This is a genomic window from Undibacterium sp. TC9W, assembly GCF_049339865.1.
Lineage (GTDB): Bacteria > Pseudomonadota > Gammaproteobacteria > Burkholderiales > Burkholderiaceae_D > Undibacterium.
Window position 1 is genome coordinate 1 of record NZ_JBMPPJ010000017.1, and the last position, 20327, is coordinate 20327.

The window sequence follows — 20327 nt, forward strand, 5'->3', positions numbered from 1 at the left end:
CATCATCCTCTTCAGGATCGCCTCTTTCCGTTCCTCTGAATACTTTTTCACTTGATCTCTTTTTCCCGCCCCCGATATGATTTCTATTTATCGGATGACGCGACAACTATTCTGACATCGGGGGTTAGTAATTGACGAAATTTCTACCAAGCGGAAGATAAGACCCACAAGGGTGTTATTTACGATTAAATAAAGATATTTAACTTTTTCATCTATTGCTTGAGAGTGAATTTAATAGGCCTCTCATGTAAAGCTTGTGACTAACGAGTGTTTAAACATAAATTGTTATCATGCAATGTTGAAATATTTATTTTTAATTAATTGTTAATTTAAAATCCAATCTTAAAATGGAACGGTAAATGAAATCAAATATGCAAGCAGTCCAACGTGGTTTTACATTGATTGAATTGATGATTGTTGTGGCAATTATCGGTATCCTGGCAGCGATCGCTATCCCTCAGTATTCTGATTACACATCCCGTACTCGCGCAGCTGGCGCGGTTTCGGAACTGGATAGTCTGAAATCTGCAATGGCAATTTGCTACCAAAATGAAGGTGCATGGACTAACTGTGCAACTACAGGTTCTAACGGTATCCCATCTTTCCCAGTTACAACTAAATTCCTGCCAGTAATCCCAACTGCAGCTGGTCTGGGTATCATCACTGCAACACAAACCGGTGCAACAACAACTGCTGGCGTACCTTTGGATTTGACATTGACTCCAACGATCTCTTCTGGTCAAGCCAACATGATCTGGACAGCGTCCGGCACAATCTGCGACCCTATTCGTGGTTTGAAAGCTGGTCAAGGCGGCTGCCCATAATAGCTGGTTTGAATGTCAAGAAAGCCCACTTTGTTGTGGGCTTTTTTTATTTTAGCGATCAAAAATACACTTATAACGGGATCGGACAAGTTTCTGTGGAGCCTGAGGCAAACAAGCGCTGCCTGAGAATGGCCTGCATGAATTTCATGGGAATATAATTTTCGCGATGTCTTTTTTAAAACAAACATGATTTGACCCCGGCTCATGAAAATAACCTGGATAATCAAGGAAAGTATCTGGTTCCTGTCGATGATGCTATGTTATCTTCAGTAACGATCAACTCTTATATGCGGTAACAATAAATGACCATATCTACGCAAACGCTACAACGCGGTTTCACCTTGATAGAATTGATGATAGTCGTGGCAATTATCGGCATTCTGTCCGCAATTGCGCTTCCTCAATATTCTGACTATACGTCACGCACGCGCGCAGCCGGGGCAATTTCAGAGTTGCAGAGTCTGAAGCATGCGATTTCGCTTTGCTATCAAATGGAAGGTGCATGGGCAAGCTGTTCTACCATAGGTAGCAATGGCATTCCATCTTATCCGGTCACCACCAAGTTTTTGCCTGTAGTTCCTACTGCAGCGGGTAATGGCGTTATTACTGCAACACAAACGGGCGCGACCACGACTGGTGGTACACCTTTGGCTCTGACATTGACCCCGACTATCTCCAGCGGCCAGGCAAACATGATCTGGACAGCAAGTGGGACAATCTGTGACCCCATACGCGGTTTGAAGTCCGGCCAGGGCGGCTGCTGACATCAATTTACCCGCAAGCTCAGCAAACAGTTTGCGGGTTCTCATATCTTTTCCATTCCTGTCTATGACAGAAAAACCTCTCAGCTTGCCTTACCGGCAAGAACCCGTCATATGTAAAAGGCACATCCCGGGACTTGCAAGGCAGTTCTGATTTATTGCTCAAACTTGCGCGCCACATTTACAATCTGGACTAATAGATAAATATGGCTGGCGCTTACTTGAGAAATGACAAATGCTGAATTGGATTAAGAGTAAATTTTCTTCAACTGCTGACAAGAGCACTAACTCTGTCAGGGCTCCAGAGCCTGCTGGCTTGGTAACACATTCGCAAGAGACCGGTGCTGAAAGTTTGAAGACGGCCGGAGATGCGTTTTTTAAAAACAGAAACTTTGTTGAGGCAGTAAAAAGCTATCAGCAGGCCCTGCGGCTCCATCCGGAAGATGCAGAATTAAACAATAAACTGGGTGACGCCTGGTATGAGCAGCGCAACTGCGTGCAGGCTGAAAAGTATTACCGGCTAGCGCTGGCAATCAAGCCAGATTTTTTGGATGCGGCCATTAATCTGGGTATCAGTCTGGATGAGTTGCGTCGCTATGAAGATGCTGAACAGGCGTATAAGCAGATACTTCAATTTCACCCCGAGTCTCACTACGTTTTTTTTAACCTGGGCGTGACGCTGACATCGCTTGGGCGCCTGGATGAAGCCAAGTCTTGGTATCGCAAGGCTCTGGCACTCAGGCCCAATTTTAGCCATGCACACTTCAATCTCGCGACTATTTTGCAGCGCCAGTCTTTGTTGGACGAAGCGGAAGATCACTATAAGCAAACCATTAAAGCTGATCCTGGAAATTTTGCTGCTTTATGCAATCTGGGGATGATATGCAAGGAGCGCGGCAAATATGATGAGGCGGAAAGCTATTTTAATAGTGCCCTGAAGATCAATGAACTTCATGTAGAAACCCGCAATAATATCGGTTTGATTTTGCAAGAGAAAAACAGGCTGGAAGAAGCGGCGCAATGTTTTCAGGCTATCTTGAGAATACGTCCCGACTTTGCAGATGCGCATTGTAATCTTGGTGACGTCTATAAAAAGCAGACTCGCCTTGAGGATGCAGAAAAATGTTATAAAACTGCGATATCCTTACAACCTGAGATTGCCCGCTTTCATTGCAATCTGGGCATTGTTTATCACGAAACAGCGCGCTACCTTGAGGCGACAGCATCTTATCAACGTGCCCTCAGCCTGGATGCCAATTCACTCAATTTGTTCAGCAATATGGGGAATACCTATTCTGACCGCGGCATGAGGGCAGAAGCCGAACAAAGTTATCGCAGAGCGCTGGAAATAGAGCCAGATCATGCCGAGACCTATGGCAACTTGCTGTTCCTGTTGAACTATGACCCTGTGCGAAGTGCCAGTGAGATATTTGGTGAGTATCAGGTCTATGAAGAAAAGTATGCGCGTCCGCACCAGCGCAAGTGGCAGGCATTTGCTAACGACAAGAACCCGCATCGCCGTATCAGAGTTGGCTATGTTTCGCCAGATTTTCGCCGGCATGCAGTCCAGTATTTTCTCGAGCCTTTGCTCGCGCATCATGACTCGTCTGGTTTTGAGTTGTATGCCTACGCAGAATTGAAATATGAAGATGCAGTCACTGAGCGTTATAAGACATATGTAGATCACTGGGTGCCCACGGCAGGCCTGTCTGATGACGAGCTGGCAGAGAGAATCCGGGCGGATGGCATCGATATTCTGATCGATCTTGCTGGTCATACGGGAAGTAACCGCTTGCAGGTATTTGCCCGCAAGCCAGCGCCGGTGCAGGTTTCGTGGCTGGGTTATGGTTACACCACTGGCCTCAAGGCGATTGATTATTTTCTGACCGATGATACTTGTGCTCCACCAGGCGCTGAAGCCGTATTTTCAGAGCAGCCCTGGCGCCTGGAGACACCCTCATTTGCATATCGTCCTGCCGATGGAATGGGCGAGGTCAGCACTCTGCCTGCCCTCAAAAATGGCTATGTAACCCTTGGTACGCTGACCAGGTCAGTCAGGATCAACCATCTCACCATACGTGTATGGGCAGCGATACTGAAAAAAATTGAAGGCGCAAAATTATTAATCAATAGCGGGAATTTTAAAAATGCCGATTTGCGCCGGGATCTCGAAGAAAAATTTGCCGCACTTGGCATAGACAAGTCCCGACTGGAGATAGGCTACGATACCCCGCCCTGGAATACCCTGAGAAAGATCGATATAGGCCTGGACTGTTTTCCGCACAATTCAGGTACTACACTATTTGAAACTTTGTATATGGGCGTACCCTATGTGACGCTGGCCGGGCGGCCTAGCGTTGGCTTGCTGGGTAGTTCAATTCTGAAAGGTATTGGTCATTCAGAATGGATAGCGCAAACTGAACAGGAATATATAGATAAAGTCGTCGAACTTGCCAGTAACACCAGCATGCTCGCACAAGTGCGTGAGACCTTGCGCGAACAGATGATACACAGCAAGTTGATGGATGAGGCGGGATTCTCGGCTAAAGTAGATGCCGCGCTGCGTAGCATGTGGATTACATGGTGCGAGGGAACGAAGGTATAAGTAGCGAGGGGGAGTGCGGGTGAAGGCTGCTACGATATCCAGGCCTTTGTTCAATCAAGCGCGAAAATCAAGGGCTATGCATGGCTTGATTGACATTGCGGGACATGCATTTCAGCACTGTTCCCGCCAGCCTGCTCATGTATTGCTTATGTATAGCTTATGTGCAGCTTCAGTGCAGCATAAATGCAGGATATTAGCAGCCGCCCTGGCCTGGTTTCAAACCGCGAATTGGATCACAGACAGTCCCTGTGTTTGCCCATATCATATTACTTTGCCCTGAGCTGATGGAAGGCGTCAATATGATGCTCAATGCAGTTCCTGTGCTGGTAGTTGCCCCTGTCGTTGCCTGCGTAATCACACCTGCATTCGAAATGGAGGGGGCCGCATTGGTCAAAAATTTTGATGTGATGACAGTAGGGATGGAATTGCTGCCCATGACCGTGCAGTTTGACCAGCTATTTTCATTCTGGTAGCAAATGGATAATTCTTTTTTCAGGCTATTGAGTTCGGATATCGCACCAGAAGCACGTGTGCGGGAAACATAATCAGAATATTGTGGAAAAGCGATTGCTGCCAGGATGCCGATGATGGCCACCACGATCATCAATTCTATGAGTGTGAAGCCTCGCTGAATTGTTTTTGAATATCTTTGCATTTCTTTCTCCTCAGCAGCAAAAGCAGTTTAGTTACGTCATAGACGCAAATTTTGTGCCAATCGTTTGAATGCGCTTAAAATCGCCAGCCGTATGCTAAAGCTGAACCCTTAAAGCCACAATTGTTCTTGCACCCAGCTTGCAATTGTTTGCCTTGTTGATACAGGAAAAATGCCCAATAGAAAGTTCGCAAGAAATATAAACTCTTGCAACCGGGAATAGCGCAAAAATATCTGGCCATGGAAAAATATCGGCCTGGGTTGTATCCAGTTTGATGAAGATATGACATCAGGCGCGATATTCTTGTCATTTTAGTTTTTTATATTGAAAAATACTAAAACGACAAATGTCAATGACAAAAAATGTCAATGCAATACAAAAATTTGCACTTGTTTCGAAATTGTTACACTTTAGGTCAGTGGTTTTTTAATAACGCGACAAAAGCTGTTATTTACTCCAGGCTGATTTGGCAGGTGGTGGTCCTGACTTAAAACTCCGTTTAAAACCCCAGCGCAGCACCATCCGGGTTGCGCGGATCGGAATACCCGGCAAAGCCTTGCGGGACTATCTGTATGGTTTGGGTCTTGCCCAGCGTGGCAGCAGGGCGCAGTACCTGGCCTTTTTGCTCCAGCAGGCGCAGGGTGTCCATGCTGATACCTTTTTCAAAGCGTAGCTGGTCTGGCAACCATTGCTGGTGTATGCGTGGCGAGATGGTAGCTTCGGCCACGTTCATGTCATGGTCTATGACGTTCAGGATGGTTTGCAGTGTTGTCGTGATAATGCGGCTGCCACCGGGGCTGCCGGTGACCAGGAAGGGCTTTCCATCCTTGAGTACGATGGTAGGCGACATCGAGCTTAAAGGCCGCTTCCATCCCTGTACAGCGTTGGCATCACCGCCCAGCAAGCCAAAGGCATTTGGTACGCCTGCCTTGACAGAGAAATCATCCATCTCATTATTCAGGACTATGCCTGTGCCAGTGGCAACGATACCGCTGCCAAAGTTGAGGTTCAGAGTATAAGTGGTAGCGACGATGTTGCCGAATTTGTCGGCGACGCTGTAATGCGTGGTCTGGTCGCTTTCATAGGGCAGGGGTTTGCCGGGTTTGATTTCGGCAGACGGTGTGGCGCGGTCTGGCTGTATTTTCTTGACCAGTTCATCCGCATAAGCGCGTGAAGTCAGGCCCTTGAGCGGCACCTTGTAATAGTCAGGGTCACCCAAAAATTCTGAACGGTCGGCATAGGCCAGCTTCATAACCTCGCTCAACTGATGCAGGGTCTGTGCGCTGTTGGCACCCTGTTCCTTGAGTGGGTAGTGCTCCAGCATGTTCAGCATCTGTATGATGTGCACGCCTCCAGAGCTCGGTGGCGGCATGGAGACTACTTCATAGCCGCGATAATTGCCGCGCACGGGTATGCGTTCCACTGCCTTGTAATTCTTCAGGTCACTGGCAGAGATCAAGCCTTCATGCTGCTGCATTTCAGCGACGATTTTTTTGGCGACCGCACCTTCATAAAATGCAGCCGGGCCTTGCTCGGCAATCAGACGCAGCGATTGTGCCAGGTCTTTTTGCAGCAAGCGCTCTCCAGCCAGCATGGGTTTGCCATCCTTGAAAAAGATCGCACGGCTGGCTGGCCATTTGCCGAGCTGATTTTTGCTGGAATCGATGAGTTCAGCCAGATGCGGGCTGATCTCAAAGCCCTGCTCAGCCAGGCGTATCGCCGGAGCGATGACATCCTTCCATTTCATGCTGCCATATTTGCGCAAGGCCAGATCCATGCCTGCCACTGTGCCGGGTATGCCAACTGCCAGATGGCTATACAGGGATTTGCCGGAGATGACATTGCCCTTGGCATCCAGGTACATGTCACGGCTGGCTTTTTCTGGAGCCAGTTCACGAAAATCCAGCGCGATATCCTTGCCTGATTTGCTGTCATGAATAATCATGAAGCCACCACCACCAATATTGCCTGCGTTTGGTAGCACCACAGCCAGCGCGAAACCGACTGCCACTGCAGCATCCACCGCATTGCCACCACGCTTGAGGATATCGAGGCCAACCTGGCTTGCCAGCGCCTGTTCAGTCGCCACCATGCCAGACTTTGCATACACCGGGCTGATGATAGGGTAGCTGGTATCGTATTTGATGCCTGCAGCCAGTTGCGCCTGGCTGGCGGGGCTGACTACGGCGAAACACAGGGGGACGAGCAGACTCAGGCATAGCTTGCGGCAGGAAGGCGAGGGCATGCGTATAACTCCAGAAATCATTGATAGCAGAAATAGTAATACCAATTATCGTATTTCGCATAAACAAAGTTTCGCGCTAGTCCAAATAAAAAAAGCCGCCCGAAGGCGGCTTTCAATTAATCTGCATAAATGCAAATTATTTTGCTTCAGCTTCTGCAGAAGTTGCGCCAGCTGGCACAACAGCGATAGCAACAGTAGCGTCACCACCGTGTACAACCGCTGTCACGCCTTTTGGCAGTGTCAGTTGAGATACGTGGATGGATTGACCAGCTTCCAGTTTGGACAGGTCAACTTCAACGAATTCTGGCAATTCTGCTGGCAAGCAGGAAACATCCAGTTCAACAGCAACGTGGCTGATGACTGCAGCAGACAATTTCACTGCTGGAGATACTTCAGCATTGATGAAATGCAGAGGCACTTTAACGTGGATTTTTTGGTTAGGATCTACGCGTTGGAAATCAGCGTGCAAAACCAGTTGTTTGTAGGCGTGGACCTGGAAGTCGCGCAACAATACTTTTTCTGATTTGCCATCAACTTCCAGGTCCAGAATGGAAGAGTGGAACGCTTCTTTTTTCAATGCATGGTACAGCGCATTGTGATCCAGAGTGATGGATACCGGGGCTTCTGTACCGCCGTAGATGATGCCAGGTGTTTGGCCAGCAAGGCGCAGGCGGCGGCTCGCTCCGGTCCCCTGTACATTGCGTGCAAATGCGATAACTTTCATGGTGTTACTCCAAAAAATGCAAAACATTGATTTGTTTTGCGGTATTGAACCCCCGCGACCAGGGGCCCAGAAAATAGCCCTGCCATCAATGAGATGGCAGGGCCGGAAAATTTTAGTCCGTGAACAAAGAGATGACAGACTCGCCCTTGGTGATGCGGCGGAAAGTCTCTGCCAGCAGGCTGTCACAAGACAATTGACGAATCTTGGGGCAGGCGCGCGCTGCTTCAGACAACGGGATGGTATCAGTCACGACCAGTTCATCGAGTGGCGATTGCGAAATACGTTGTATCGCAGGGCCAGACAAGACGGGGTGAGTACAGTAAGCCAATACTTTCTTGGCGCCACGTTCTTTCAATACTTCAGCAGCTTTGGTCAATGTACCGGCAGTATCGACCATGTCATCCATGATGACGCAATTACGGCCTTCAACTTCACCAATAATGTTCATGACTTCAGAGACATTCGCTTTTGGGCGGCGTTTGTCGATGATGGCCAGGTCGCAACCCAGGCGTTTTGCCAAAGCACGGGCACGTACCACACCGCCCACGTCAGGGGAGACCACCAGCAGGTCTTCGTAATTCTTGGCAACCAGATCACCCAGCAGAATTGGCGAAGCGTAAATATTATCAACAGGGATATCAAAGAAACCCTGGATTTGATCCGCATGCAAGTCCATGATCAGCACGCGATCTACACCGGCTTCTTCCAGCATGTTGGCAACGACCTTGGCAGAAATCGCCACACGCGCAGAGCGGGGACGACGGTCCTGGCGGGCATAACCAAAATAAGGGATAGCAGCAGTGATACGACCGGCAGATGCACGTTTCAGTGCATCAACCATCAACATGATTTCCATCAGGTTGTCGTTGGTAGGTGCGCAGGTAGATTGCAAAACGAAGACATCTTTACCGCGGACGTTTTCATTGATCTCGACCATGACTTCACCGTCAGAGAATTTGGAAACGTCTGCTTTGCCAAGGGGGATGCCGAGTTGTTTGGCAACACCGGCAGCCAGTGCAGGATTGGCGTTGCCAGTGAAAACCATCATGTTGTCATTTGCGCGCGCATTTGCCATGGCTGGGACCTATCGGCTGAGATTTTGTGGGTCTGGCTTATTTTGCATGGGTTTTATACAAAAATGGCCGCTGATAAAACTGAAAAAGCCGCCGCACAATCTATGCGGCGGCTTTAATTTAATGGCAGGGGAAGAAGGATTCGAACCTTCGCATGCCGGAATCAAAATCCGGTGCCTTAACCAGCTTGGCGACTCCCCTACACAACCGTTTGCCTGTTTCCAAGTTCGCCGCTATTTTAGCGTTAAACCGGCTTCAAGCCAAATATTTTTCGATCCCAATTTCTGCGCCATCGGGTGGCTACTCAGTGCTTTTGCTTTCCATGATGTCCAGCGATCTGGTACTTGTTTTAACACTGTGTCTGCTGCCGTCTCGTCGGCAAATGCACAAAAAACACAAGCTCCAGATCCCGTCATCTTTGCATCGCCGTATTGTGAGAGCCATTGAATGGCTGCATCAACTTGCGGAAACAATGCGCAGGCAACTGTTTGCAGATCGTTTTTCCAATTATGTTTTGCATCACTGGAAAAGTCCGTTATTCTGACCGGATTTGTGTCCCTTGTCAACTCCTTTGCCGAAAAAATTGCAGGTGTAGGGACTTGTACGCCCGGCTCCAGCACCACAAACCAGACGTCTGGCGTGACCAGAGCCTGTAATTCTTCGCCCACCCCTTCCGCAAAGGCATTTGTTCCAAACAGAAAGAAAGGCACATCTGCACCCAGTTGCAGAGCCAGTTTCATTAACTCATCGCGCTGTACGCCGGTTTGCCATAAATGATTGAGCGCCAGCAGGGCGGTCGCCGCGTCAGACGAGCCGCCACCAAGGCCGCCGCCCATGGGCAGGTTTTTGCGTAAAGTCAGGTTCGCACCCAAAGTGCAGCCGGTATGGCTCTGCAATAATCTTGCTGCGCGGACGATCAAATCGCTGTCCGCTGGCACACCCTCTATCTCATTGGTTCTGCATATCTGGCCATCGGTGCGCACTTCGACATCCAGGTAATCGCAACGGTCTATCAACTGGAAGGCGGTTTGCAGCAAATGATAACCATCTGCCCGGCGGCCAGTCACATGTAAAAACAAATTGAGTTTGGCGGGGGCAGGGCAATTGTCCAGTCTGCTCATTTCCATTCAGTCACCACGATGCGGATAGAGACATCACCAGCCTGTTCGGTATATCTTTGCAAGTCTATGCGTTTCGGGAAGCTTGGTTGTTCATGCCAGCTGACATAACGCAGCTTCCAGCCTTGAGTAGTCAGAGTCTGGTCTTCTGTTTTCACGGCACTCGGTTGCTTGCCATCGATGGCGACAAAGCCTTGCAGCCAGTCGCGCAAACCTGCTACCGGCAAAGACCAGCCCAGGGTATCTTGCAATAACTGGTCAAGATCGCTGGCAGTGCGCGGTACCTTGCCGTTTAGCTCCAGTGTTGCCCCCTGCGCATTCTGCGTGATGCGCGCCATGATCTGGTCGAGTTGTGACAGGAGGGTGATACGTATGCCTTGCGCATCCTGCTCCCATTCAAAGCCACCGGGCAGGCTTTGTGGCTTGTCGGCCTGCTGGTACTGGATGGATATCTTGCCGCTGATTTGTATCTGCTGCTGATATTGCCGGGTGCTGGCAGTTGCGGTACTGACTGCAGTTGCCGCCGGTGCTTGCGTCTGGCTGTTCAGGCTGGCGCAGCCAGTGCTGAGCAAGGTGCAAAAAAGAGCTGAAGCGAGCAGGCTAAATCGGGTATTTGATGGCATGTTTGCTGTGTTGGTTGTGCGTATGTTCGGGTACAAATGACAAGGCGGACATTGTCTGTCCGCCAGGTGTCATTCTATTCAATTTTCGATGTAAGCATCTTTGACAAGATCAGCATCAGGGTTTGACTTTCAATCTTTCCAGCGTGGATTTCAGGGTCTGGTTTTCCGGGTCTTTTTTCAGGGCATCACGCCAGATTTTTTTTGCATCATCTTTCTGTCCCATGGTCCACAAGACTTCACCCAGATGCACGCCTATCTCGGCATCAGGGCGCATCTGATAGGCGCGGCGCAGGGCTTGTTCCGCTTCGTCATACTTGGCCAGCCTGAACTTGACCCAGCCCAGGCTATCGAGGATGAAAGGATCATCCGGAGCCAGCTGGTTGGCTTTTTCTATCAGGGTATTGGCTTCGTCCAGTTGCACATTACGGTCAGCAAATGAATAACCGAGAGCGTTATAGGCGTGCTGGCTGGTGGGTGCCAGTTCTATGACCTTACGCAATGAAGCTTCCATGCCTGGGATATCTTTTTGTGACTCGGCCAGCATGGCAAAGTCATACAGCAAGTCAGGATTATTCGGCGTCTGCTTAATGCCTTGTTCCAGCACTGCCCTGGCCTGATCCGGCAGGTTTGCGTCACGCAATAGCTGCGCTTCGGTCTGTATCAGCTGGATTTGCTCGGTTTCATTACTGGTCTTGATTTGCTGTATGAAGGCGCGTGCTTCCAGCAGCCTGCCCTCCTTGGCCAGCAAGAAGCCACGGCGTATCTGTACATTGAACCAGGCAGGATTGCGGCCATCATAAGAATCCACCTGCGCCAGCCAGTCTTGCGCGGCTTTGTAATCCTTGCGTTCAGCTGCTATGCGTGAGAGATTGACCAGGGCTGTGGTCGGGTCGCGCTCTTCGCCGGCCTTACCTTCGAGTGACTGCAGATAACGCAGAAAATAAGCCTCGGCTTTTTGCGGCTGGTTACGCTCCATCGCCAGTACACCCAGGGTGTAGATGGCACTGACATCATCAGGTTTGTCGCGTGCGATGATTTCAAATTCATGGTTGGCCTGATCCAGCTGTTTCAGGTCTATGAGTATGCTGGCATAGGCCAGGCGCACGTCGCGGGCACTGGGGTTTTTTATCAGGAAAGCCGATAAGGCCTTGGCTGCATCCTCCTGTGAAGATGCCTGGGCAACGGTGAGCACCGCCAGTTGAGAATCTGGCCTTGCTTTCAGTACTTGTTGTGCCTCACTGACGGCGAGCTTGTGGTCACCCTTGACATAGGCACCCTGGGCCAGTGCCATGTGGGCGTCCGGGCTGTCTTTATATGGTTGCAGCAGGGTGGTCAAGGTATTGTATGCACCGTTCTTGTCACGGGCACGCGACAACAGCCGCTGCACCTGCAACATCATCACGCCCAGTTGTTTGGGGTCAGATGATTTCAGTTTTTCGGTATAGACAGACTGTATCTCAGCGAGATTATTATTCATCACCATGAAGCCCAGGTAATACTGGGTGGCTTCATTTGAATTCGGTGCCAGTTCGCGCCACAGGCGCACAGCCTGCAAGGCCTCACCTGATTGTTTGGCGGCCAGCGCGATTTCCGCAGCGCGTTTGGCAATACGCGGATCGCGGGTTTGTTCCGCTACTGAGTACAGGATCACATAGGCGCTTTGCCAACTGCCACGCTGGAAGGCGATCTCTGCGGTGACGATCTTGTAGAATAATTCCTCGGTCAGCTTGACTTCAGGCAAGGGGTCTTCATAGACCGGTGCACTGGCTACGCCGTTCAGGGTTTTTTCTGCAGACAGGGCTGCCTGTGCCGCATCGCTGACATGATGCGTGTCCTCCGCAACTGCGCCTGGTTTGCCTACGCTTGCACATCCGCTGATCAGGGCTGCACTCAATACCAGCGCCGCAGGTCGCCACAGTGCTGCAGCAGATATCGATGATATTGCGGATACAATAGGGTTAAATATGAGAGTAGGCAGTGTTTTCAAAACGAATCCGGATTTGACGTTGATGATTGATTTTACGCTGAAGCAGCGCAACTGTGGGTTTCACTGCATATATACACTGTGTCAGATTGTAATGGTAAAAGTTCCCTCACATGCCAGAATTACCTGAAGTTGAAGTGACCCGCCGCGGTGTAGAACCGCACCTGACAGGCAAGCTGGTCACTGACGTGATCATGCGCCGTGCTGGCTTGCGCTGGCCTTTTCCCACCAACTTGCCTGCTTTGCTGGCAGGCAGGCGCATCCTGGCGACGGGGCGCAGGGGCAAATACCTGTTGTTGCAATTTGAGCATGGCACCTTGCTGATACATCTCGGCATGTCCGGTCATTTGCGCGTACTGGACAAAAACCTGCCACCGGCCAAGCATGATCATATTGATATTATCGTAGGCGAGTTTGCCTTGCGCATGACAGACCCACGCCGTTTTGGCGCGGTACTCTGGCATGATGCCGCTGATGGCGATCTGGAAGAGCATCTGCTGATACGTCAGCTTGGGGTAGAGCCGCTGGAAGCCGGATTTAATCCAGAATTATTGTATAAATTAACAAGAAACCGTAGTGCACCCATCAAGCAAGTCTTGCTGGCCGGGGATATTGTGGTCGGTGTTGGTAATATTTATGCATCAGAGAGTTTGTTCCGGGCGGGCATCAACCCTAAAACTCAGGCTGGACGCATCAGCCTGAAGCGCTATACTTTACTGGAAGCGGCCATACGTGCGACCCTGGCGGCAGCGATTGAGGCGGGTGGCAGCACCCTTAAAGATTTCATGGGCGTGGATGGGCAAAGCGGGTATTTTCAGCAATCTTACTTTGTGTATGACCGCACTGGCGAACCCTGTCGTGTTTGCGGCGAAGCCGTCAGACAGATAAAACAAGGACAACGCAGTAGCTTTTATTGTGCAAAATGTCAGAAATAAACCCACAAATCTGGCTGAAATGTAAGCAAAATTCGATTTACGCGTATTTTTTTAACGCTTCCATATATACTTGGAATATCAAAAAAGTTAACTGAGGGGAACATGAGCAATCTGGTTCAGAAATTCCAGGAGTACAGCGACTGGCGCAAAGGAGTGGTCAAAGCGCTGGAGCAGTACCGGACATGGATACATGGATCGGATATGGCCGATGCCGCCAGTGATCAGCGTATTGCACGTCTGATGGAGCGTCTGGTTGACGACAAACTGTCCATCGCCTTTGTTGCTGAATTTTCACGCGGCAAGTCCGAATTGATCAATGCCATCTTCTTTGCAGACTATGGCCAGCGTATATTGCCGTCATCTGCCGGTCGCACCACCATGTGCCCTACCGAGCTTTTGTATGACGATACCATCCCGCCCTGCATACGCCTGCTGCCTATAGAAACCCGTGCCGAAGCGCAATCGACCAGTGAATACAAGGGCCAAAGCCATGTATGGACGGTCTTGCCGCTGAACATCAGCTCTGGCGACGGCATGCTGGAAGCCTTCAAGCAAGTCAGCCTGACCAAGAAGGTCAGCATAGACGTGGCCAAACAATACGGCCTGTTTGATGAAAACGACCCCGACGCACCGCTGGAAGTCGATGAAGATGGCCTGGTAGAGATTTCCCAATGGCGTCATGCGATTATCAATTTCCCCCATCCTTTGTTGAAGGAAGGCCTGATCATTGTCGATACGCCAGGTCTGAATGCGATAGGTACCGAGCCTGAACTGACACTGAATTTGATCCCGAATGCACATGCCGTCTTGTTCATTCTGGCCGCCGACACTGGCGTGACCAAGAGCGATATCGATGTCTGGCGCAATAATATCGGCAATGGCCCTGGCCGCATGGTCGTCCTGAACAAGATAGACAGCATGTGGGATGAACTGCGCACGCCTGAAGAGGTGGAAGCGCAAATCGTCCGTCAGGTCAGCACGGTTGCGCATACTCTGGGGCTGGAAGAAAAGCAGATTTTCCCTATCTCGGCGCAAAAAGGCCTGGTAGCCAAGATCAATAAAGATGCACCTTTACTGGCACGCAGCCGCCTGCCTACGCTGGAATATGCCTTGTCCAAGGAATTGATACCTGCCAAGCAAAACATCATCCGCGCCCAGATGACTTCAGAAATCAATGAAATCATCCATGCGCAACAGGCCGTTATTTCTGCCCGCAGCCGCAGCATGGTTGAGCAGATGATGGAATTGAAGAGCCTGCGCGGCAAGAATATGAACGTCATCGAACACATGATGAAGCGTATCGATGCCGAGAAAAAAGAATTCGACGCCAGCCTCTTGCGCATGCAGGGCACGCGGTCGGTGTTTACCCGTTTATCGACTGAGGTATATACCAGCCTGGGCATGGATATCCTGCGTGAAGAAATCCGTAAATCGCGCGAGGCCATGGAGAAGAGCAAGTTCTCGGTTGGCCTGCGTGAATCGGTCAGGCAGTTCTTTTCTCAGGTTAAACTGAACCTGCAGACATCGAATAAAAAGACAGATGAGATTTCGGAAATGATGACGGTCATGTACCGCAAGTTTTCGACTGAACATGGCCTGGCCCTGTCGTCACCCATGTCATTCTCGTTGGACAAATACATCAAGGAAGTCGAAGCGATTGAAGGCGTGTATCAAAAGCAGTTCAGTACCGCGACCTTGCTGACCACGCCGCAAGTTGTGTTGATGCACAAGTTCTTTGATTCTGTTGCCGCCCGCGTCAAGCAAAGCTTTTTGCAAGCCAACCGCGATGTCGAAGCCTGGCAAAAAGTCGTCATGGCACCGCTGGAAGCACAGATACGTGAGCATAAAGGGCAGTTGAAAAACCGCATGCAATCGATACAGCGCATCCATGTGGCAACCGACAGCCTGGAAGACAAAATTTCGTCTTTCGAGAGTTTGCAGGCAGATATCGATGCGCAGAAAAAAGCGCTGACCGATCTCGAAGATACACTGCGGGCCGCATTGACTGCAGAACTTACCGCACTCAGGGTGGCTGCCTGAAATAATGAAGTCTAAAGCATCACGCAGCAAGGCTGACCCCGCGGGTCAGCCTCAGCTTGCTACTTCCCACTCAAGTCTATACGTCGATCCCAGTTTTTCTGCAGCGCTCATCACCTGGCAAAAACAGCATGGCCGCCATGGCTTACCCTGGCAGCAAAGCCATGAGGCTTATCGCGTCTGGCTGTCTGAAATCATGCTGCAGCAAACGCAGGTCACTGCAGTTATTCCGTATTACAAACGCTTCCTGGAAACTTTTCCTACCGTGTTTGACCTGGCCGCAGCGCCGGCCGGACAAGTCATGGAACACTGGGCCGGCCTCGGATATTACACCCGCGCCCGTAACCTGCATCAGTGTGCCAAACAGGTGGTGGATCAATACCAGGGCAAGTTCCCGGCTGACCCTGCCTTGTTGCAAGAATTGCCAGGCATAGGCCGCTCAACGGCCGCTGCGATCACGGCCTTTTCTTATGGCACGGTAGCAGCAATTTTGGATGGCAACGTCAAGCGGGTATTTGCCCGTGTGTTTGGCATAGACGGCTATCCCGGCACCAAACCAGTTGAAGACAATATGTGGCTGCGCGCCCAGGCTTTATTGCCCGCGCAAGACATAGGCGCTTATACGCAGGGCCTGATGGACCTCGGGGCTACGGTATGCACGCGCAGCAGCCCCAAATGCACGCTATGCCCTTTCCAGCCACGTTGCGTGGCTTATGCGCAAGGCAGAACCGCAGAGCTGCCAGTACGTAAACCAAAAAAAGCGCAAAAAGAAAAACAGGCCATCATGCTGCTGGTGCAGGATGGCGCAGAAGTTTTGCTGGAGCGCAGGCCACCCACCGGCATCTGGGGTGGTTTGCTGTCGCTGCCAGAGCTGGCAGGCATGCAAGAATATAGCGGCGAGGATGATGCTTTTTCTGTCGATGCGCAAATGACGACTGTGCGTGAGCGCGCCAGCCATTTTGGTGACATCACCAGCATTCAGGTCTTGCCGGTTTTTGCCCATGTATTCACCCACTTCAAACTGCATATCCTGCCGGTGCATGTGCAACTCAAAAAACGTCACCTGAAAGTTGCAGAGGGCGAGCATGGCTGGCATCCGCTCAGTGAAGCAATGCAACTGGGTTTGCCCGCACCTATCAAGACTTTGCTGACCAATCTTGGCACGCAAACTCAACTGCCATTTACTGATTGAGTAATTCCGCTTAGACTCCTGAAGTTGCTATTCAAGTAAGCAGTTTCAGGAGACCACTTTGAACAAAAGATTCATGCTCAGGCTCATGTCTGGCCTGGCGCTATGCAGTGCGGTGACTGCACATGCCAATGCCGCAGCCACTACCTCACCCACCAAGGCTTGCCGCCTGCCAGAATTCCCGCAAGAAGTGCAATGTGGCCAGGTGCAAAGACCCTTGAACCCGGCGCAACCGCAAGGCAAACAGATTGATATCCACTATGTTGTGATCCCTTCGCAGGACAGGAATAAATTGCCGGATGCAGTTTTCCTGCTGGCCGGTGGCCCAGGCCAAAGTGCCATCAGCGTTGCCAGTTGGGCGACCACCCTGATGGCACGCCTGAACCGTCGCCGTGACCTGGTGTTTGTTGATCAGCGTGGTACTGGCCGTAGTGCACCGCTGGAATGTCCTGAACTCGAAAAAGCCGAAGAAGTTTTATCGCCAGAGCAAAGAGTCAAAGTCACCGACGACTGCATGCGCCAGTTGCAAACCTTGCCTTATGGCGAGCTGCAATACTTTGGCACCAGCATTGCCATGCAGGATCTGGAGGCGGTACGTCTGAAGCAAGGCTATGGCCGTATCAATGTCGTCGGTGCTTCATATGGCACACGTGCCGGGCTTGAATACCTGCGTCAGTTCCCGCAATCCGTGCGCCGTATCGTGCTCGATGGCGTGGTGCCACCCAGCATGCGCCTGGCCAGTGCCGATGCGCAAAAAGCGCTGGATGCCTTGTTCAGGGACTGCAAAAAAGAAGCTGCGTGCAATGCCAGTTACCCGGATCTGGAAAACCGCTGGAAAAAACTGCTGGCCAGCCAGCCGCAGAAAATCAATATCACGCACCCACGCATGGGTACACCCATAAAGACCGAGATGACGCGCGACAGCTTGCTGGGCCTGGTTCACAAGTCCTTGTACAGCCCTAATTCGCTGTCCGCTTTGCCATATGCACTGACGCAAGCGGAGCAGGGCAATTATGCGCCGCTGGTGACCATGACAGGTGCGACCAATTTGCCTGGCCCTGGTGGTATTTCTTACGGCATGCATTTCTCGGTGTGGTGTGGCGAAGCTTTCGCGCAGTCGGCAAGTTTGCCTGCCAATGATGATTTTGAAAAACTCATGGCTGAACAATATACCCAGACTTGCAAAAAATGGCCGCGTAGCGAAATACCCGCTGACTTTTTCAAAGTGCCTGCCTCAGCATCGCCCGCCCTGCTGCTAAGCGGTGGTCTTGATCCTGTTACCCCCACCAGATATGGCGATGAAGTCGCCAAGGCGCTGGGCCCGAATGCCCGTCATGTCGTCATAGAAAATACTGGTCACGGTTTGTTGGCCCAAGGCTGCATACGCGATGTAGTACACCGTTTTTTAAATGCCAAAGAAGACAGCGAAGCCGTCAAGGTCGATACCACCTGCGTCCGTCAGATACCACGTGCGCTGGCCTGGCAGGCACCCGTGCCGCCCGCTGCCAGCAAAGTTGGCAAGGAGGCCAAGCCATGATTATCGTCAATGACTTGCACAAAGAATTTGTGCGCCTCGGCAAATCCTCAGGCAATGCTTTTGTCAATGCTGCACGCAGCCTGGGCTTGATGAAAAAAACCAGTGAAGTGGTGAAGGCTGTCGATGGCGTCAGCTTCAGCGCCAATGATGGCTGCATTACCGGTTTGCTGGGCGCAAATGGCGCAGGCAAAACCACCACGCTGCGCATGATTGCTGCACTTTTGCAATCCGACGAAGGACAGATCATGGTCGATGGCACAGCAGTCAAGGCCGGTACTTCATCGACCCAGTCACATATGGGTGTCTTGTCAGATGCGCGTGGCCTCTACCCGCGCCTGACTGCGCGTGAAAATATTCATTACTATGGCCTGCTGCATGGCATGGACACTGCCCATGCAGAACAGCGTACCCAGCAATTATCAAATTGGCTGGATATGGACAAATTGCTGGACCGCCGCACCGATGGTTTCAGCCAGGGTGAACGTATGAAAACCGCGCTGGCAAGAGCATTGGTGCATGATCCCAAGAACATCATTCTGGATGAACCCACCAACGGTCTGGATGTAGTCGCTACCCGCGCGCTGCGGGAATTTTTACGCTTCCTGCGCTCGCCAGAAGGCGGCGGCAAGTGCATCATCTTCTCCACTCACATTATGCAAGAGGTAGAGCGACTGTGCGATCAGGTTGTCATCGTTGCTCAGGGCAAGGACGTGGCGCATGGCACGGTAGAAGAATTGCTGGCGCAATCCGGTGAAGATAATTTTGAAGATGCCTTCGTCAAACTGGCATTCCTGCATCCGCAAAAATCCCTGACAGGAGTGAATTGATGAAAGCCACTTTAGCTATCCTGCGCAAGGAATTGCGTGATGCCTTGCGTGACCGCCGCACCCTGATGGTAGCCCTGATCAGTTCATTGCTGGGCGTGCCACTGATGCTGCTGATTTTCTCGGTCGTGCTGACCCAGGTTGAATCGCAGGAAGAAAAACGTACTGTCCTCGTCAAGGGCATAGAACGTGCACGTGGCCTGGAAAATTTCATCCTGCGTCAGGGTTATCAAATCAAGACCGCGCCTGATGATTATGCGGCCAAATCGCAAAGCAAGGAGCTTGACCAGCCCGTCTTGCTGATCCCCGATGACTTTGATGAGAAGCTGGCATCAGGTGGCAAGGGTGTTCTGGAAATAGCCTTTGATACCTCAAACCGCCAGGCAGAATTTGGTGTACGTCCCCTGCGCCGTTTGCTGGATGGCTATTCGCAGGAACTGGCTACATTGGGGCTAGCCATGCGCGGCGTGTCGCTGGAATTATTACAGCGCCTGGATATACGCGAGCGTCACATCAAAAAGCCGGAAGAACGCAAGGCCACCATCACCACCATGCTGCCCATGATGGTCTTGATGGCCATTGTCCTCGGTGGCATGTATGCCGCCATTGATACGACGGCAGGTGAACGTGAGCGCGGCTCGCTCGAGCCTTTGATGATGAACCCAGTCAGCGGTTGGCAACTGACTATCGGCAAATGGGGGGCGGTCGCGATTGTTGGCATGGGGGTAGTCGTGCTGACCATCTTCAGCTTCTTCCCTTCGCAATGGCTGATCCATAATGAAACCCTGCGTGCTGAATTCCAGTTCAATTTCAAGGATGCGATGGGCTTCTTGCTGGTCTTGTTGCCACTGGCCGCCAGCGTCGCGGCGATACAGATTGCCATTTCACTGGATTGCAAAAGCTATAAAGAAGCCCAGGTACGCAACCAGCTGGTGACCATGTTCATCCCCTTTGTATCGCTGGTACCTATCCTGTTCCCTGGTCGCGAGCCTTCCTGGTTCCAGTGGGTGCCAGTGCTGTCACAAAACCAGATGATGAACCAGGTGTTGAAAGGTGAAACCCTGAGTGTCGCCGCAGTTGGCATCGCCTTTCTGGTTTGCGCCCTGATGAGCCTGGTCAGCCTGGCGTATATCTCTCAAAAAATGCGCAGGGTAGTGATGCATTAAAACTGGCAGATCAGGTGACTGATCAAAGG

16 protein-coding genes and 1 tRNA gene are annotated in these 20327 nt (G+C 51.1%); 9 read left to right on the forward strand and 8 right to left on the reverse strand.

Features of this window, described 5'->3' with window-relative positions:
• Nucleotides 1–371: 371 nt before the first annotated feature.
• The 3 genes from ACO0LN_RS21300 (at nucleotide 372) to ACO0LN_RS21310 (ending at nucleotide 4190) form a co-directional block, all read left to right on the forward strand.
• On the forward strand, nucleotides 372–824 hold the full coding sequence (locus tag ACO0LN_RS21300; RefSeq protein WP_422977431.1) for a pilin: 453 nt from the start codon (nucleotides 372–374) through the stop codon (nucleotides 822–824).
• Nucleotides 825–1126: 302 nt separating this feature from the next.
• Nucleotides 1127–1588: a pilin gene (locus ACO0LN_RS21305; RefSeq protein WP_422977225.1), complete on the forward strand. Its 462-nt coding sequence runs from the start codon at nucleotides 1127–1129 to the stop codon at nucleotides 1586–1588.
• A 232-nt stretch (nucleotides 1589–1820) separates the two neighbouring features.
• A complete protein-coding gene (locus tag ACO0LN_RS21310; protein WP_422977227.1) occupies nucleotides 1821–4190 on the forward strand; it encodes a tetratricopeptide repeat protein in 2370 nt (789 codons plus the stop codon).
• Between the two features lie 193 nt (nucleotides 4191–4383).
• Here ACO0LN_RS21310 and ACO0LN_RS21315 read toward each other — a convergent pair whose 3' ends face one another.
• The 8 genes from ACO0LN_RS21315 to ACO0LN_RS21350 form a co-directional block, all read right to left on the reverse strand.
• On the reverse strand, nucleotides 4384–4845 hold the full coding sequence (locus ACO0LN_RS21315; RefSeq protein WP_422977229.1) for a pilin: 462 nt from the start codon (nucleotides 4843–4845) through the stop codon (nucleotides 4384–4386).
• A gap of 497 nt (nucleotides 4846–5342) precedes the next feature.
• Nucleotides 5343–7088 (reverse strand): gamma-glutamyltransferase, encoded by a 1746-nt coding sequence (ggt, locus tag ACO0LN_RS21320; RefSeq protein WP_422977231.1) that lies wholly within the window; start codon nucleotides 7086–7088, stop codon nucleotides 5343–5345.
• A 136-nt stretch (nucleotides 7089–7224) separates the two neighbouring features.
• Nucleotides 7225–7812, reverse strand: a complete 588-nt coding sequence (locus tag ACO0LN_RS21325; RefSeq protein ID WP_422977233.1) for a 50S ribosomal protein L25/general stress protein Ctc — start codon at nucleotides 7810–7812, stop codon at nucleotides 7225–7227.
• A 112-nt stretch (nucleotides 7813–7924) separates the two neighbouring features.
• Complete coding sequence (locus tag ACO0LN_RS21330; protein ID WP_422939545.1) at nucleotides 7925–8887, reverse strand: ribose-phosphate pyrophosphokinase; 963 nt, start codon at nucleotides 8885–8887, stop codon at nucleotides 7925–7927.
• 122 nt (nucleotides 8888–9009) lie between these two features.
• Nucleotides 9010–9086, reverse strand: a tRNA-Gln gene (locus tag ACO0LN_RS21335).
• Between the two features lie 32 nt (nucleotides 9087–9118).
• Nucleotides 9119–10006 carry a 4-(cytidine 5'-diphospho)-2-C-methyl-D-erythritol kinase gene (gene ispE, locus ACO0LN_RS21340; RefSeq protein ID WP_422977433.1) on the reverse strand — a complete coding sequence of 296 codons (888 nt, stop codon included), beginning with the start codon at nucleotides 10004–10006 and terminating at the stop codon, nucleotides 9119–9121.
• The gene (gene lolB / locus ACO0LN_RS21345) at nucleotides 10003–10626 is read right to left on the reverse strand and encodes a lipoprotein insertase outer membrane protein LolB (RefSeq protein ID WP_422977235.1); all 624 of its coding nucleotides are present in this window, start codon (nucleotides 10624–10626) and stop codon (nucleotides 10003–10005) included. Before lolB ends, ispE begins: the two co-directional genes overlap by 4 nt.
• A 115-nt stretch (nucleotides 10627–10741) precedes the next feature.
• Nucleotides 10742–12520 (reverse strand): tetratricopeptide repeat protein, encoded by a 1779-nt coding sequence (locus ACO0LN_RS21350; protein ID WP_422977238.1) that lies wholly within the window; start codon nucleotides 12518–12520, stop codon nucleotides 10742–10744.
• Between the two features lie 203 nt (nucleotides 12521–12723).
• On the opposite strand from ACO0LN_RS21350, the gene mutM reads away from it, so the two are divergent.
• From mutM to ACO0LN_RS21380, 6 genes are all read left to right on the forward strand, one after another.
• The gene (gene mutM, locus ACO0LN_RS21355; protein WP_422977240.1) at nucleotides 12724–13545 is read left to right on the forward strand and encodes a bifunctional DNA-formamidopyrimidine glycosylase/DNA-(apurinic or apyrimidinic site) lyase; all 822 of its coding nucleotides are present in this window, start codon (nucleotides 12724–12726) and stop codon (nucleotides 13543–13545) included.
• A gap of 102 nt (nucleotides 13546–13647) precedes the next feature.
• Entirely contained in the window at nucleotides 13648–15585 is a 1938-nt protein-coding gene (locus tag ACO0LN_RS21360; protein WP_422977242.1) for a dynamin family protein, read from the forward strand.
• 4 nt (nucleotides 15586–15589) lie between these two features.
• Nucleotides 15590–16774: an A/G-specific adenine glycosylase gene (gene mutY, locus ACO0LN_RS21365; RefSeq protein WP_422977244.1), complete on the forward strand. Its 1185-nt coding sequence runs from the start codon at nucleotides 15590–15592 to the stop codon at nucleotides 16772–16774.
• A 58-nt stretch (nucleotides 16775–16832) separates the two neighbouring features.
• Nucleotides 16833–18308, forward strand: a complete 1476-nt coding sequence (locus tag ACO0LN_RS21370) for an alpha/beta hydrolase (protein ID WP_422977246.1) — start codon at nucleotides 16833–16835, stop codon at nucleotides 18306–18308.
• Nucleotides 18305–19135, forward strand: a complete 831-nt coding sequence (locus ACO0LN_RS21375; protein ID WP_422977248.1) for an ATP-binding cassette domain-containing protein — start codon at nucleotides 18305–18307, stop codon at nucleotides 19133–19135. Before ACO0LN_RS21370 ends, ACO0LN_RS21375 begins: the two co-directional genes overlap by 4 nt.
• Nucleotides 19135–20298 (forward strand): ABC transporter permease, encoded by a 1164-nt coding sequence (locus tag ACO0LN_RS21380; protein WP_422977250.1) that lies wholly within the window; start codon nucleotides 19135–19137, stop codon nucleotides 20296–20298. The genes ACO0LN_RS21375 and ACO0LN_RS21380 overlap by 1 nt, the downstream gene beginning before the upstream one ends.
• The last annotated feature ends 29 nt before the right edge of the window (nucleotides 20299–20327 follow it).